Raw genomic sequence first — 14,894 nt, forward strand, 5'->3', positions numbered from 1 at the left:
CAGGCCGACACGTCCGGCCTTGAGCCTCGGGCGCGGATGGAGAGAGGACGGGACCCTGGTTTCCCTATGTCGGGCAGGGTTCTCCCGGGGGTGGAGGAATGGGAATGGGCAACGAACAGCCGCTGTGGAGTCCTTCGAAGGAAGCGCAGCAGAAAACCCCGCTTTATCATTTCATCGGCTGGTGCGCGGAGCGCTTTGGCAAAAGCTTTCCCGACTACGATGCGTTCTACGCATGGTCGATCGTCGAGCGAGCCGAATTCTGGTCGGCGGTCTGGGATTTCTGTGGCGTCAAGGGCGAGCGCGGCGAACGCATGCTGATCAACGGCGAAGACATGCTCGCCGCCCGCTTTTTCCCCGATGCGACGCTGAATTTCGCGGAAAACCTGCTCGCGGAAACGGGCGCCGGGGACGCGCTGATCTTCCGCGGCGAGGACAAGGTGAACTATCGCTGGTCCTGGGACAAGCTCCGCTCCGAGGTCTCACGCCTGCAGCAGGCCTTCCGAACGCTCGGTATCCAAAAGGGCGATCGTGTCGCCGCGATGATGCCGAACATGCCGGAGACAGTCGCCTGCATGCTGGCCGCCGCCTCGATCGGCGCCATCTGGTCCTCCTGCTCCCCCGATTTCGGCGAGCAGGGCGTGCTCGATCGCTTCGGCCAGATCGGCCCGAAACTGTTCATCACCTGCGACGGTTATTGGTACAACGGAAAGCTCCAGGATGTCTCCGCCAAGGTGAAGACGGTCTCGGAGGTCCTGAAGGCGCCGGTTTTGGTGGTGCCCTATGCGGGGGACGCTCCCGCGCTCGCCGCATCGCTTGCCGATGGCCGCACCCTTGCCGATTTCACGGCGTCTTATGAGGCGAAGACCGTCGAGTTCGAGCCTCTGCCGTTCGCGCATCCGCTCTACATTCTCTTCTCGTCCGGCACGACCGGCGTGCCGAAATGCATCGTCCATTCGGCCGGCGGCACGCTGCTGCAGCACCTCAAGGAACATCGCTTCCATTGCAGCCTCGAACCCGGCGAAAAGCTGTTCTATTTCACCACCTGCGGCTGGATGATGTGGAACTGGCTGATCTCGGGCCTCGCGGTCGGCGCCACGCTCTGCCTGTTCGACGGATCGCCCTTCGCGCCGGACGGCAACGTCCTTTTCGACTATGCTGAAGCCGAGCAGTTCGCGGTATTCGGCACCTCGGCGAAATACATCGACGCAGTCCGCAAGGGCGGCATCGTGCCGAAGGAGAGCCACGATCTCTCGGCGCTGCGGCTGATGACCTCGACCGGCTCGCCACTGTCTCCGGAGGGCTTCTCCTTCGTCTATGAAGGCATCAAGAGCGACGTGCATCTGGCTTCGATCTCAGGCGGTACGGACATCGTTTCCTGTTTCGTGCTTGGCAATCCGCTCAAGGCGGTCTGGCGCGGCGAGATCCAGGGGCCCGGCCTGGGCCTGGCCGTCGATGTCTGGAACGACGACGGCAAGCCGGTACGCGGCGAAAAGGGCGAGCTCGTCTGCTCGAAGGCATTTCCGGCCATGCCGATCATGTTCTGGAACGACCCCGAGGGGCAGAAATACCGTGCTGCCTATTTCGAGCGTTTCGACAATGTCTGGTGCCACGGTGATTTCGCCGAATGGACCGAGCATGACGGCATCGTCATCCATGGCCGTTCCGACGCCACGCTCAATCCGGGCGGCGTACGGATCGGCACCGCCGAGATTTACAATCAGGTGGAGCAGATGGAGGAGGTCGCGGAAGCCATCTGCATTGGCCAGGACTGGGACGACGACGTCCGCGTCATCCTGTTCGTGCGCCTTGCCGGCGGTCTGACGCTGACCGACGATCTTATCAAGGCGATCAAGGCCCGCATCCGCACCGGCGCTTCGCCCCGTCATGTACCGGCAAAGGTCATCCAGGTCGCCGATATCCCGCGCACCAAGTCCGGCAAGATCGTCGAACTGGCGGTTCGCGACGTCGTGCATGGCCGGCCCGTGAAGAACAAGGAGGCGCTCGCCAATCCGGAAGCGCTCGATCTGTTCGATGGCCTTGTCGAGTTGAAAAGCTGATGCGGCGGGTATTCCCAACGAGGCGGGATGTATCGATACGGCACATCTTCGGCATAAATTCCGGAAATGGGGCGCTGTTAACGCCCCATTAAGCCGCTTTGATCAAAAGTGGCGCAACATGGTTTCGTCTCGTGTATGAACTGCGCCTAGCCGCGAGCTTTCATAGACATGACGTCTCCACCGACCCTCGTTGGACAGCATTAAACTTCAAAGGCAGCTTCGGCTGCCTTTCTTTTGAATTCAATGACAACCTAAGGTTGGCTTGATGTCAATGCAGTCAAGAGCACTGTCGGCCACGGTCGCGGCAAAACCCTGAGGATGCTAAAACCGGTCGCAATCTCCGGGATCAGTTCGCCAGCACCCGCGGCGAGGGGAAGGTGATTTCCACCAGCGTACCTTCGTTCGGTGCGGACGTGATCGCGAAGGCGGCGCGGTTTGCATCGACCATCGCCTTGGTCAGCGGCAGACCGAGGCCCGTGCCGTCGCCGCGCTTGCGGGAGGCGCTCTCAACCTGGCGGAAGGGCTTCATGGCAAGTTCCAGCTCCGAGCGGGTCATGCCGATGCCGGTATCGCGGACGCGAAGGACCACGTTGCCATTGGTCTCGTAGGCGGTGGATACGACGATCTGACCGCCCGAGGGCGTGAAGCGGATGGCATTCGACAGGATGTTCAGGACGATCTGCTTGATCGAGCGCGGATCGGCGACCACCTGCGGCACGGCATGCGAGAGGGCCGTGCGGATGATCACCCGCTGGCCGTTTGCCTGAGGCTGCACCAGCGAGACGGCTTCCGAGACCGCCTCGTTCAGGCCGACCGCGACGAAATCAAGCTCCATCTCGCCGGCTTCGATCTTGGAAATATCGAGAAGGTCGTTGACGATATCGAGCACATGCCGGCCGGAGCGGCTGATGTCGTTGGCATATTCCACATAACGCGCGTGGCCGATCTGGCCGAAACGTTCGCTTGCCATCATGTCGGCAAAGCCGATGATCGCGTTGAGCGGTGTGCGGATTTCGTGGCTCACATGGGCGAGGAACTCGCTCTTGTGGGCATTTGCCGTCTCGGCAGCACGCTTGGCGGTGCGCAGCTCGTCCTCGGTGCGCTTCCACTGGGTGATGTCGCGGATGACCGCGCAATAACCGTTCGAGGAGGTCAATTTGCCGATCGTCATGAACAGCGGCAGAAAGCCGCCGGAAGCCTCGCGGCCGATGACTTCGCGGCCGTCGTTGAGAACGCTCGCCACGCCATGGCCCGCAAGCCCGGCGAGATAATCGAGGATCGCCCGCTGGCTCTCATGGGCGAACAGGGTGACGAAAGGTTTGCCGTTGATCTCTTCATTGTCGTAGTTGAAGAGCGCGCTCGCCGCCCGGTTCAGGGAGCGGATGTCGCCATCCGCGCCGATGATCACCACGCCGTCGGTGGCCGTTTCGAGGATCGCGCGCAGTTCGGTTACCTCGACCTGAAGCTTGGCGAGCTGGTCGGCGGCGCGGGGCGCGCGCAACGGAATGACCGCCGCCGCTTCGCCATTCTCGGTTGACCCCTGGGTCTCGGCCACGACCGGCATCAGCGCCAGCATGAGAACGGTCGAACTGTCCCAGCGGACCGACTGCAGGCGCGCCGTCACCGGCACCAGCACATCGTCGGCACGCACCACGACCATGCCGCCAGCTTCCGTTGTCTTGCCTTCGAGATCCTGGCGCTGCAGCAGCGCATCGAGACCGCCGACTTCCGCGAGATCGTCGATCGAGGCATAGCCGGTCAACCGCAGGAATTCGGGATTGCCATGGATCAGGATGTCGCCGCTGTGGACGAGAAGCGCCACCGGCATCTGATCGACGATCTCCGAGGAAAGGCCGATACGCTCGCGAACCGGTATCATCTGGCTCAACAATTCGCGGTCGGAAAGTTCCGGATGCGGGTCGGCCGGAGCCTCCACCGCGGTTTCCGTGTCTTCGTCGGACTCGATCGGTCCATCGGCAAAAGCCCGGTTCGCGTCTTCGGCGAAGGCGACCGCCTCTTCCTCGGAAATCTCTTCGGAAACGGGGGCGACAGGTTCCTCGTGCGCCGTCTCATGCTCGAGCTGAACCGGCTCTATCGCGTTCGGCTCGTTCTGTTCGATAACGGGTACCTCCGCTTCGGTCGGGGCCTCCGGCGTCTTTTCCTCGTTGCGACGACCGACGAAATTGTCGAGCTGGCGGGCGATTTCGCGGAAAGCCGCCTGTTCGACGGGGGTCAGCCCGTCGCGGCGATTGGATCGGCGCTCCTCGAGCTGGATGACCTTGTCGGAATGGCGGCGGCCGGCGTTTTCGACGATCCGCAGCGCCGGGCGTTCGCCGGCCGGCCAGTCGAGCAGCGAAGGGATCTGCCGCCCCGACTTTGATGGCTGCGGCGCATCCTCTGGCGCGGGCTCCGACAGCAGGTCTTCGGATGGCGCCGCATCGGCGGATATGTCTTCGGCGGCAGCCGGCTGCTCGGCGTCTTCAGCGACTTCCGGCTCTTCGGTCACTGAAGCCTCGGCAGCCGGTTCGTCATATGTGGAACTTCCGGCGATGGCATCCTCGGCCGAGCCGGTCTCGGCGGCGGGCTCTTCGCTCTCGACGATTGTGGTGGGCTCATCCTCGGCTTCGCCCTGCCCAACGGACAGACCGTCTTCTGCTGCCAATTCCGGTGCATCGGCGGGCATCTCGTAGGTTCCGGAAACAGTCTCAGCTTCCGGCTCGGCCACATCCTCCGGCACCGCCCGGGTCAGGGTCAGGCCGACGGCATTCGGATCCTCGGCTGCGTCGCCGATGCGCACGATGCCGAAGCCGCGAAAACCGTCGAACTCGCGGGTGCGGGTATAGGTCGGCAGCGCGGCGAGATCGACCGGCACCATCAGCGACGTGCCCTCGATCGGCCACCAGATCGTCTTGCCGGACCAGGTATCGCGCTTTTGGAGCAGTTCGGTGATCTTGCCCTCCGGGTCGAGATGGAAGAGGGCGGCGAGATCTGTAAAGGCCATGCCGTTGATATCGGCGGCGTGTGGGCCGACGGCATCGGCAAATTCGCTCGAAACTTCCCTGAACCGGCCTTCCGCATCGATCTTCCAGACAAAGCGGGTCGCGCGCCCGTCGCCGCGAAAGACGAAACCAGCCGGCTCCGGTGCGGCAGTTTCTGCGGCTGCGGGCTCGATCGAAGGCGCCGCCTCCAGGGTCTCCAGCTGGGCAGCCGATGGTTCTTCTATCGCGGTCTGGGAAACCAGCTCGTCGGTCGTCTCGATCGCGTCATCGGAGGAAAGGGTCTCGACGTCCGCGGCCGGCACGGCCTTTTCAGACGCGACCTCTTCCGCCGGTTCCTCGAGAGCAGCCGACTGAACCGGCGCGACATCCTCGCCGGCTTCAAGCGAAATTTCTTCTTCCGGTTCTTCCGTATCCTCGATTTCGGAGACGGCGGCGATCACCTCGGCAAAATCGTCGACCGGCTCGGCCATTACCGTGAAATCCCCCGTGTCGTCGCTCTCAGCGGATTCCGTAATTTCCTCGCCGATCTCGGCACTCGCCGGATCGTCTTCGGCGAGCGTCGGGGCCTCATAGTCGTTAGCTACGGTGGCGCGGCCCTGTTCCGTCTCGACCGTGAACAGGAGATGCAGGGACGGCTCATTGGAGAGCTTGCCGATCGCGGCCGGCAGGTAGCCCTTGGAGGTCGGGATCGGCCGTTTGACGAGGCGGCTCGGATCGGCGCCCGCCATGGTCGCCATCATCTTGGCCGTCTGCGCGGAAATGCCGAGCCCCGCGAACTCGGCCGAAGCGGCAAGCACCTCACCGTTTTCGTCGATCACCGCCATATGCGTATCGGGGTCGTCGAAGCCTTCGATCATCCGGGCTGCGGAGGCGGACGGCGAGAGCCTGCCCCGTTCCACCGGCGCACTGAACAGCACGGCCGCTGCGCCCTGAACCTGGACAAGCTCGCAGACTGCCTGCACGGGAACGCGCTGGAAACCGGAGGCGACGCGGATCGTCAGGTTTCGGATGTCGCCGACGGCGCCAAGCTGGCGCGCGGTCGCTTCGATCTGGCGGAAGACGATATCGACGCGATTGGGACCCTGGTCGAGGAAATCATAGATTGAGCCGAAACCGAAAAGATCGGCACCACGCCCGTTCGCCCAGAGCGGGTTTTTCATGTCCGGAGAAAACAGCACGATCGCTTCGCCCGCCGCAAAACGATCGCGGACGCGCTCGTGCACGGCAATGTCGATGAACGGGTATTGGACTGCGGACATAGGCAAAACCTACAGGGCGTTTGTGACCGGATTTCTACGTAGTTTAACGGATTGTTAATAACCTTCCCCTGGCTTCGGGTCGAGAGCGGCGCTGTCCAAACCTCCGATAGGGTTAATTCCAGAATTCATTTTTATTGTGCACCGCACAATGATGTTGCAATGCACAACGACATGGTCTATATAAGAGGCATGACATCTTCGGTTCTGCCGAAGAAATCGCCAACGAGGACCCAAAACGATGGCTTATAAGAACGACGATATCTTTTCCTTCTCCGCTTTCGATCCGTCCAAGATGACCGAAGGCTTCCGCGACTTCGCCGAAAAGGGTGCCACCCAGTCTCGCGAAGCCTATGCTAAGATGAAAGCTGCTACCGAGGAAGCCACCAAAACGGTGGAATCCACAATGCAATCGGCTCAGTCCGGCTCTGTCGAGCTCGGCCTCAAGGCGATCGACGCTCTGCGCACCAATGCAGAGATCTCGCTGGCCCACATGGAAAAGCTGCTCGGCGTGAAGTCCTTTGCCGAACTGATCGAACTGCAGACCGGCTTCATCCGTAAGCAGGCTGAAATCACGGTTGAGCAGGCCAAGTCCATGCAGGACACCGCCCGCAAGATCGTCGAAGACGTGACGAAGCCCGGCAAGGAAGCCGCTGAAAAGGCCATGACGACCTTCAAGGCTGCCTAATTCCTAAGCTTGATTTGAAGGAGAAGGCCGGAGCATGCTCCGGCCTCTTCTATTTGCGGGAAAGGACTTGCAAAAAAAGTCCGATCGCCGTATGTGACCCCCCAACGGCGCCCAAGGGCGCTTGTGCGGTTGTAGCTCAGTTGGTTAGAGCGCAGGTTTGTGGCACCTGAGGTCGGAGGTTCGAGACCCCCCAACCGTACCATTTCTTCTAAATCAAGAGTTTTGTCGGGACGAATGGCACTGCGAGTGTTTAGCCACTCGTGTCTCGTGGATCCGACCATCTCTGCCGCTGAATTCCGCACCTTGGAGTGCCGCGCACGGATCGGTTGCCCGATAAAATTATCGAGCTGAGGCATCGTCCCGCTGACTCACCAGCGCAGCAGCCGGGGTCCCAGAAGCGAGCCGAGAATACCTACCAGCAGGATGCCGAGCGAATACCAGATGAGCACGAAAGGCATGCCGTTTTCGGTGCAGAACCAGGAATAGACCCAGGCGCCGGCAGCACCTGCCGCGATGCCGGCGATGAAGCCGGTAAGCCTCAGCGCCGTCGGCGCCCCGCTGCGAAGCACCCAGACGTTTCCCGCAAATACCGGCAGTGCGAAGAGGAAGATCAAGAGCGGGCAATGCAGCGCCGACGATCCGATGATCAGCTTGCGATAGGTTTCAACCGGCGACACCATCAGCTGGATCATCGCGATCACAGCCATCGTCGCAACGATCGCCGCCGCGACCTGGAAGAACCGCCCTCTGGAACCGTCGGGGCGCGCCAGATGATAGGCGGTGAGGAGGGCGGCAATCGCCAGCAGGGCATTGTAGGCGGACTTGATCCAGAACACCGGCAGCATCAGCGCTTCGGCCATGTCGATGCGCGGGCCGAGGACGGCGAGCATCAGCACCAGCGACACGGCGAGCGCCGGCAGGATGCCGATCGCGAACCGCTTCCCCAGCGCATGCCGCGGTACCGGCTTCAGATCGCCCACCAGGCTGTCGATGATGTCGTCCGTCTTTCTCACTTTCCGCCTCGCAATTTCTCCGCCAGTGCTTTGAGCCCTCTATGAATGCCGACCTTGACGGCCGATTCCGATTGGCCGGTCCGGCTTGCCGTGTCCGCCACGGATTGGCCCTCGAGCTTTACCTGGCGGATCAATTCCCGCTGTTTCGCCGGCAGGCCTTCCAGAAGCCGCTCGACATCCATCCGCGCCGTCAGGCCTTCCTCATTGAAGTCGCTCTCGAAATCCTCGCCGAGCTCCGTTTCCGCCATCATCCTGCTGCCCCGGCCGCGATGGTGGTCGATCAGCTTGTAGCGGGCGATCGAGAAGAACCATGCCGTGAACGGCCGCTCGCGATCATAGGTTTCCCGGCGCGAATGCAGCGCCAGCAATGTCTCCTGGACGAGGTCCTCCATGTCCGCTTTCGTGGCAGCAGCCATTCGGCGGCTGTAATATCCGACAAGCAGGACGCGCACCGCATTGAGTAAACGCCGATAGGCTGCCTCGTCCCCATCAAGGGACAGAAGCATCAGGGCCTTCAAGGCTTCTTCCGAATGGGCGCTTGTCATGCTGTTTCAATGTTCATTCGGAAAAGCACGTAAACGGTTACAGGCGGAATGGAAAATATTCCGAACGCTTCGGGCCTATCACATAACCGTGAAGCTGTAACGACTTTCTGCGCGGGTCGAATTGATGGTTGTGAGCCCTCGGCAGGCAGCCGGCGGACACATCGATTGATCCCAGGAGGACAACCCATGACCAAGCTTCTTTCCAGCCTCGCAGCCTGCACCTTCGTTGTCGGCCTCTCGCTTGCCGGGGGGGCGAACGCCCAGAGCAGCATGAACTCTGACGCGATGAAGAAGGACTCCATGAAGACCGACGCCATGAAACCGGATGCTATGAAGAAGGACCAGATGGCGACCGGCAGCACCAAGACCGACTGCATGCACATGGCCGGCATGGAAAAGGACGCGATGAAGAAGTCCGACATGATGAAGGCCTGCGACGCGATGAAATGATCTGACCGCGACCGCTGAAACTTTCTGTCCGGCGGTCGCGTCTATCTGCTGGAGCCCGCTTCCCGCATTCGGAGGAAACACCATGGCCACGATCGATGCCGGTGCTGCGACCGGCCGGACGGTCATCTACCGCCACAGCTTGCTGGTGCGTCTGTCGCATTGGGTGAACGTGCTCTGCATGACCGTGCTGCTGTTCAGCGGCCTGCAGATATTCAATGCGCACCCGTCTCTCTATTGGGGCCAGTACGGTGCCGATAACGATCCCTCCTTCATTTCCATGGAGGCGGTTCAAGATGGCGATAAGGCCAAGGGCCTCACTCGTGTCGGTTCGCTGACCTTCAACACGACCGGGTTTCTCGGCCTCTCCGAAGTGGACGGCGAGGCGGCCGCACGAGGGTTCCCCGACTGGCTGACGATCCCGAGCTATCAGGACCTCGCAAGCGGCCGGCGATGGCATTTCTTCTTTGCGTGGCTGTTCGTCATCAACGGGTTCATCTATCTCGCCTATGGATTGTTGAGCCGCCATTTCCGCCGCGATCTTCTGCCGGCCCGGAATGAGCTGACGCCCGCCCATATCCGCCATGAGATCGTCAATCATGCCCGGCTGCGGTTTCCGAAAGGGCCGGAGGCGCGGCACTACAACACGCTGCAGAAGCTCACTTACGTCGCGGTCATCTTCCTGCTCCTGCCGCTGATGGTCCTGACGGGGCTCACCATGTCGCCTGGCTTCAATGCCGTGGCACCCTGGCTGCTCGATGTTTTCGGCGGCCGGCAATCCGCCCGCACCATCCATTTCCTGACGGCATTTTCCCTCACGGCCTTCGTCGTGGTCCACGTCGCGATGGTGATCCTGTCAGGCGTCTTCAACAATCTGCGTTCGATGATCACCGGCTACTACGCCATCGAACAGGAGGACAAAAAATGAGCCGCATCCTCACCCGCCGCCGCTTCCTGATCGGCGCGACCATGACGGCCTCGGCGCTCGGTTTGAGCGGTTGCGACGCACTCGTCGAAAGCGACCGCACGAAATCGGTCCTCAAGATCGCCGAGGGGCTTTCGATGAAAACCCAGCGCTTCCTGCTCGGCGACAACGCGCTGGCGCGCGAGTTCACCGAGGCGGATCTCTCCCCGGTCTTTCGCGCCAACGGCACCAGCATGCCGGACAATCCTCAATATCTCGACTGGATGAACCGGCAGTTCTCGACGTGGAAGCTCGAAATCGGCGGCCTGGTCGAAAGGCCGATGCAGCTGTCGCTCGCCGACCTGAAAGCGCTGCCGGCCCGTACACAGATCACCCGGCACGACTGCGTCGAAGGCTGGAGCGCCATCGGCAAATGGACCGGCGTGCCGCTCGGCGCTCTGCTCAAGACGGTCGGCCTGAAACCGGAAGCTCGCTACATCGTTTTCCATTGTGCCGACGAATACGAGAAGTCGCTCGACGGCAGCGGCTGGTATTACGAGAGTATCGACCTGGTGGATGCCTTCCATCCGCAGACCATTCTCGCCCACACGATGAACGGCCGGGACCTCGAAGTCGCGCATGGCGCTCCACTGCGGCTGCGTGTCGAGCGCCAGCTCGGCTACAAGCAGGCGAAATATCTGACCCGCATCGAGGCGGTGGCCGATCTCGGCCGCCTTTATGGCGGCAACGGCGGTTTCTGGGAGGATCGCGGTTACGAATGGTATGCCGGGATCTGAAGAGATTTAGGTTCCCGGCTGTGCCGGAGCAATTCTCGGAATCCGGATGATGAAGCGGGTCCCGCGGGCCTCGCCCACGGGCGGGCTCTCGACGGCGATCGATCCGCCGAGAACTTCGGTGACGATCTGGTGGACGATATGCAGCCCGAGGCCGGTGCCGCCACTGTGACGGGCCGTGGAAAAGAAGGGTTCGAATATCTTCTGGATGTCCGTCTCGTTTATCCCGCGACCATCGTCGGTGAATTCGATCACGACCTGATCTGCCAGTCTGCGGACATCGATGCCGATCATGCCGGGTTTGCCTGCATCGAAGGCATGCAGCAGCGAATTGTTGAGGAGGTTCGACAAGACCTGGGCAAACGGTCCCGGATAGGTGGTGATCACCAGATCATCAGGCACGTCCAGCGTCAGGCTGATGCCGGCGCTGGCGTCCCATTTGCGCAGGCGCGGATCGGCATCGGGAATGAATGCGGCGAGATCGATATCCCGTCGCTCCAGCGTCGCGCGGTCGACCGCAACCTGTTTGAAACGTTGAACCAGCGCAGTGCACCGGTGGATGGCGTCGCGCATCAGATCGAGGGCGGTATCGCTGTCTGCAATATAGAGGTCGAGATCCGAGCGGCGCAGCCCGGTTGCAATCCGTTCCTTGAAAAGCCTGAGGTCCTTGGCGGCCTTGCTGAGCACGAGTGCAGCACTTCCAAGCGGGGTATTCATCTCGTGGGCGACGCCGGCAACCATCAGGCCCAGCGACGACAACCGTTCGGCCCGCGCAAGTTCCCGCTGCGTCACGTTCAGTTTTTCATTGGTCTCGCGCAGCGTCTTGTTCGTGTCCCCCATCTGCCGCGCCCATTCCGCCTCGGCCTCCATGCCATTGGCCAAGCGGCCGGTTACCGCAAATGCCACCATGGCGAGGATTGCGGCGACCGCGCCGAGAATGAGTTTCCCCCTCGTTTCCTGGTCGTTGATCGCGCCCGCAGAGTCACGGGCCAGCAGATAGAGGTCGGCATCCGCGGCGCGTCTTTCCACCACTTCGCCCGTTGCAAGCAAGCCCGCACCGGGTTGGAAGCGGCGGTAGTTCCAATCTCCGTCCCTGCTGCTGAAAAGCCCTCGGTCTCCCTTGTTTATCGCCCGCAACATCTCCGCCTCAGCCGCGCCGGGCGTCGAGGTCCCGAGCTGCCAGCCCCAGTTCGCGGCCGCATTTGGACCTTGGACCCAGTATCCAGCCTGGTTCATCAGATGGAGATCCACACTCCTGTCGAGGCGCTTCAGGCGTTCGAGCAATCGCGTGGCGCGATAGTTGATGACGATGATGCCCTGCTTGATCCCGTTGCGGAAGACAGGGCTTGCAACGCGCAATGTCGGCAGATGGGGGACTTCGACCACGCCGTTTTCGATATTCAGATCGAGGGCAGAGAAATATAGGCCGTTCAGCGGCAGCTGAACCGTATCGCGAAAATAGGGCCGGTCCGCCTTGTTCTGCAACTGCTCCCTGCTGACGACCACCGGTTCTGCGCCGCCGCGGCGGTTGACGCGCAGCCGCTCATTGCCGTCATTATCCAGCCATCGGACCTGATCGTAGTCCGGCGAACTGGCGGCGAAACTCTGGAAGATTTCGGCGCTCAACGGAGCAAACCGAGTCGTCGTTTCGCCGAAGCGCGATTGCAGGTCGGCGAGAAACAGGGCATCGCGGCCAAGCCGGTCTAGAGACCGACTAAGAATGTCGTAGCCTTGCGACAGGGTCTCCTCCCTGTTGCGGATCTGCGGTTCCCGCGCGTTCGCGCCGATTTGATACCACAGCAATGGAACGCCGAGGCCAAGTCCCACGACCCAGGGTACCACGAAGATGGCAAGCCGCCTGCGATGGCGATAAATGGCCCGAAGAGACGGAAATATGCGGGTTGCAGACGCATGGATCATCGGCCGCTACACCGTCTTGACCGACGAGTTTCGCAACCGCGCCAGGAATTGTTCGAAGGGCTCCGGGCGAGCGTAGAGATAACCCTGAGCCAGGGTGCATTTCCTCGACCGCAGCCATTCCGCCTGCTGCTCGGTCTCGACACCCTCGGCGAGAACTCGCATGTTCATGCGCTCGCCAAGCTGAATGATCATCTCGACGATCATGTCACTCTGGCTGGACTCTCCGAGATCGGCGATGAACGACGGGTCGATCTTGAGTGTGGCGGCCTCGAACGACCGTAGCTTTGTCAGCGAAGAATAGCCTGTGCCGAAATCGTCGATGGCGATCGCGAAACCTTCGCTTCTGAGAATGGAGAGCATGTTATTGGCGTGTTGGTGCTCTTCCATCGCGACTGTCTCGGTAATTTCCAGTTCGAGCCGATCCGGCGACAGGCCATAACGGCGCGTGGTGGCGATCACTTCGTCTATGAATTCCTTTCGTCCAAGCTGTATCGGCGAGACGTTGACGGCGATGGTGACGCTTGCGAATCCCGCTTCGCTCAGGGACCGGAGTGCGCTGCATGCCTGTTCCAGGATCTGTTGACCCAGGGGCACGATCAGCCCGTTCGCCTCTGCGAGCGGAATGAAATCTGCCGGAAACACGACCGAGCCGTCCGTACGCGTCCAGCGCGCTAGGATTTCGGCGCCGACAATCCGATTGTCGGTCAGGTCGATCTGCGGCTGGAATACGACGCTGATTTCCCGGTTGAGCAGCGCCTTGTAAAGCTGCTGCGAAAGAGCGAACCGGCGGCGCGTCTCGTCTTCGACATTGGGGTCGTATTCGATCAGTTGCCCGCTCGTCCCCTTCAATCCCGCTTTCTTCAGGAGCAGAAGCCCGGTCGCGATGACGGTTTGAGCCGACGTGAAGTGGTTGAGATCGAGGGAGGCCGCCTCTGCGCCGAAGAACAGGGCTTCCGGCGAGTGCGCACCTGCTTCGAGACGGTTTACGTATTCGATCCGCACGAGATATTCGGGTCCGAGCACGGCAAATACGTCTTCGTGCAGACGCGCGATCATGCAGGGCGGTGGAAACGCCGCTGCCAGACGCTTCACGAAAGCGCGCAGCAGATGATCGCCCTGTGCGACGCCGAGCGAGATGCAGCTTCTCGCATACTGGTTCAGTTCGATGAACAGGACCTTCCGTCTGCGGGGCGGGGGAACCTCGAGCACCGCTTGGATGCCGCGCTTCAACGCGTTGCCGTTCGCGATCTCGAGCAGGCCGTCTTCATAGGCGATGCGGTCGAGCTGGCTGGTCAGCGCCACATTGATCAGGCCGGTGCCGATATTGGTCGCGAAGACCCGCAGCAATTCCCGCTCCGTGTCGTCGATTCGCCTGTTTGTCGCGATGTAGGCTGCCGCCGGCGGCGCGACCGCCTGGCCCTGGAAAAACAGGACCTGCGCTTTTGCGGTTTCGATACTCGCCTGCTCGTCCAACGAGCGCTGGATCAGGTCGCGAATGGATTCGTCATCGATGGTATCGAGGGTCTGGTTGAGGACCGAAGCGAACCGCCCCGCCGACCCGATGATCTTCGGCGGCTGTTCCTGGTCACGCCCGCGAACGCAAACGATGCCGTCCTCGCTGACGCCGAGAAGTGCCGCCAGTTCGTGGATCATCCGTCGGGAGAAGTCTTCAAATCCCGATGACCTCGCCAGGCTGTTGCTCGCCTCCACAATGCTCTGGAGACCCCGGCGCGCGCGGTTCAGCACATCGATCTGCTCGAAGGTCCTGAGATTTGCGGTGAGAATGCTGTGAAGCCGCTCATTGGTCAGGTCGGTCTTCAGCCAATAATCGGCGATATCATAGGTTTCTAGCGACGATTGCATCGGCGCGATGCCCGGTTGCCCCGTGAGGAGCACGATGCGCAGCTGCGAGTTGCCGAGGACCTCGCGGATCGTGCGAACCAGCCTGAGCCCCGCATCGTCGGTCTCCATCACGACGTCGAGCAGCAGGACCGCGATCGAAGGCGTTTCGAGCAGAAGCTTGGCCGCCTCGTTGGCAGAAGCGGCCATCAGTATCCGCGGCGCGACGCCGCGATAGGTGAAGCCAGAAAGCGAGAGTCTGAGGGAGCTCTGGAACATCTCGTCGTCATCGACGCTCAAGATGGTGAAATCCATCATCTCCGCTTGGAGTTGATCGGGCGACGCCCCTGTCTGGGCGGCAGGCTCCGGATGAAATTCGAAGAGATCCTGAGATTTCTTTTCCTGTTCGATATCGCCCACGAACACATCCCC

General features: G+C 61.5%; 10 protein-coding genes and 1 tRNA gene. 6 read left to right on the forward strand and 5 right to left on the reverse strand.

Features of this window, described 5'->3' with window-relative positions:
* Positions 1-104: 104 nt before the first annotated feature.
* Positions 105-2,057 carry an acetoacetate--CoA ligase gene (locus GQ59_RS22440; RefSeq protein WP_037085286.1) on the forward strand — a complete coding sequence of 651 codons (1,953 nt, stop codon included), beginning with the start codon at positions 105-107 and terminating at the stop codon, positions 2,055-2,057.
* A gap of 346 nt (positions 2,058-2,403) precedes the next feature.
* Here GQ59_RS22440 and GQ59_RS22445 read toward each other — a convergent pair whose 3' ends face one another.
* On the reverse strand, positions 2,404-6,315 hold the full coding sequence (locus tag GQ59_RS22445; protein ID WP_037085288.1) for a PAS domain-containing sensor histidine kinase: 3,912 nt from the start codon (positions 6,313-6,315) through the stop codon (positions 2,404-2,406).
* A 238-nt stretch (positions 6,316-6,553) separates the two neighbouring features.
* Between GQ59_RS22445 and GQ59_RS22450 the strand changes: the two genes are divergently transcribed.
* Together GQ59_RS22450 and GQ59_RS22455 are read left to right on the forward strand one after the other, a co-directional pair.
* Positions 6,554-7,000, forward strand: coding sequence for a phasin (locus GQ59_RS22450; RefSeq protein ID WP_037085289.1), 447 nt, complete (start codon positions 6,554-6,556; stop codon positions 6,998-7,000).
* A gap of 125 nt (positions 7,001-7,125) precedes the next feature.
* A tRNA-His gene (locus GQ59_RS22455) sits at positions 7,126-7,202 on the forward strand.
* 166 nt (positions 7,203-7,368) lie between these two features.
* Here GQ59_RS22455 and GQ59_RS22460 read toward each other — a convergent pair.
* Positions 7,369-8,013: an NrsF family protein gene (locus GQ59_RS22460; protein WP_037085292.1), complete on the reverse strand. Its 645-nt coding sequence runs from the start codon at positions 8,011-8,013 to the stop codon at positions 7,369-7,371.
* Entirely contained in the window at positions 8,010-8,558 is a 549-nt protein-coding gene (locus tag GQ59_RS22465; protein ID WP_037085294.1) for a sigma-70 family RNA polymerase sigma factor, read from the reverse strand. Before GQ59_RS22465 ends, GQ59_RS22460 begins: the two co-directional genes overlap by 4 nt.
* A 186-nt stretch (positions 8,559-8,744) precedes the next feature.
* On the opposite strand from GQ59_RS22465, the gene GQ59_RS22470 reads away from it, so the two are divergent.
* The 3 genes from GQ59_RS22470 to GQ59_RS22480 all read left to right on the forward strand — a co-directional run bounded on the left by GQ59_RS22470 (position 8,745) and on the right by GQ59_RS22480 (position 10,706).
* Positions 8,745-9,008: a pentapeptide MXKDX repeat protein gene (locus GQ59_RS22470; protein WP_037085298.1), complete on the forward strand. Its 264-nt coding sequence runs from the start codon at positions 8,745-8,747 to the stop codon at positions 9,006-9,008.
* Positions 9,009-9,090: 82 nt separating this feature from the next.
* Complete coding sequence (locus GQ59_RS22475; RefSeq protein WP_037085300.1) at positions 9,091-9,933, forward strand: cytochrome b/b6 domain-containing protein; 843 nt, start codon at positions 9,091-9,093, stop codon at positions 9,931-9,933.
* Positions 9,930-10,706: a molybdopterin-binding protein gene (locus GQ59_RS22480; protein ID WP_037085303.1), complete on the forward strand. Its 777-nt coding sequence runs from the start codon at positions 9,930-9,932 to the stop codon at positions 10,704-10,706. The genes GQ59_RS22475 and GQ59_RS22480 overlap by 4 nt, the downstream gene beginning before the upstream one ends.
* Positions 10,707-10,712: 6 nt before the next feature.
* On the opposite strand, the gene GQ59_RS30715 is transcribed toward GQ59_RS22480, so the two are convergent.
* Together GQ59_RS30715 and GQ59_RS22490 are read right to left on the reverse strand one after the other, a co-directional pair.
* On the reverse strand, positions 10,713-12,545 hold the full coding sequence (locus GQ59_RS30715) for a sensor histidine kinase (protein WP_162183313.1): 1,833 nt from the start codon (positions 12,543-12,545) through the stop codon (positions 10,713-10,715).
* Between the two features lie 84 nt (positions 12,546-12,629).
* The gene (locus tag GQ59_RS22490) at positions 12,630-14,882 is read right to left on the reverse strand and encodes a putative bifunctional diguanylate cyclase/phosphodiesterase (protein ID WP_152564423.1); all 2,253 of its coding nucleotides are present in this window, start codon (positions 14,880-14,882) and stop codon (positions 12,630-12,632) included.
* Positions 14,883-14,894 lie beyond the last annotated feature (12 nt).

The sequence above is a fragment of the Neorhizobium vignae genome, assembly GCF_000732195.1.
GTDB lineage: Bacteria > Pseudomonadota > Alphaproteobacteria > Rhizobiales > Rhizobiaceae > Neorhizobium > Neorhizobium vignae.

What these genes read in the sequence shown, in the direction of transcription:
- GQ59_RS22480 (WP_037085303.1), top strand. Translation starts at nt 9,930, where the DNA reads ATGAGCCGCATCCTCACCCGCCGCCGCTTCCTGATCGGCGCGACCATG.
- GQ59_RS22445 (WP_037085288.1), bottom strand. Translation starts at nt 6,315, where the DNA reads ATGTCCGCAGTCCAATACCCGTTCATCGACATTGCCGTGCACGAGCGC.
- GQ59_RS22450 (WP_037085289.1), top strand. Translation starts at nt 6,554, where the DNA reads ATGGCTTATAAGAACGACGATATCTTTTCCTTCTCCGCTTTCGATCCG.
- GQ59_RS22470 (WP_037085298.1), top strand. Translation starts at nt 8,745, where the DNA reads ATGACCAAGCTTCTTTCCAGCCTCGCAGCCTGCACCTTCGTTGTCGGC.
- GQ59_RS22475 (WP_037085300.1), top strand. Translation starts at nt 9,091, where the DNA reads ATGGCCACGATCGATGCCGGTGCTGCGACCGGCCGGACGGTCATCTAC.
- GQ59_RS22465 (WP_037085294.1), bottom strand. Translation starts at nt 8,558, where the DNA reads ATGACAAGCGCCCATTCGGAAGAAGCCTTGAAGGCCCTGATGCTTCTG.
- GQ59_RS22440 (WP_037085286.1), top strand. Translation starts at nt 105, where the DNA reads ATGGGCAACGAACAGCCGCTGTGGAGTCCTTCGAAGGAAGCGCAGCAG.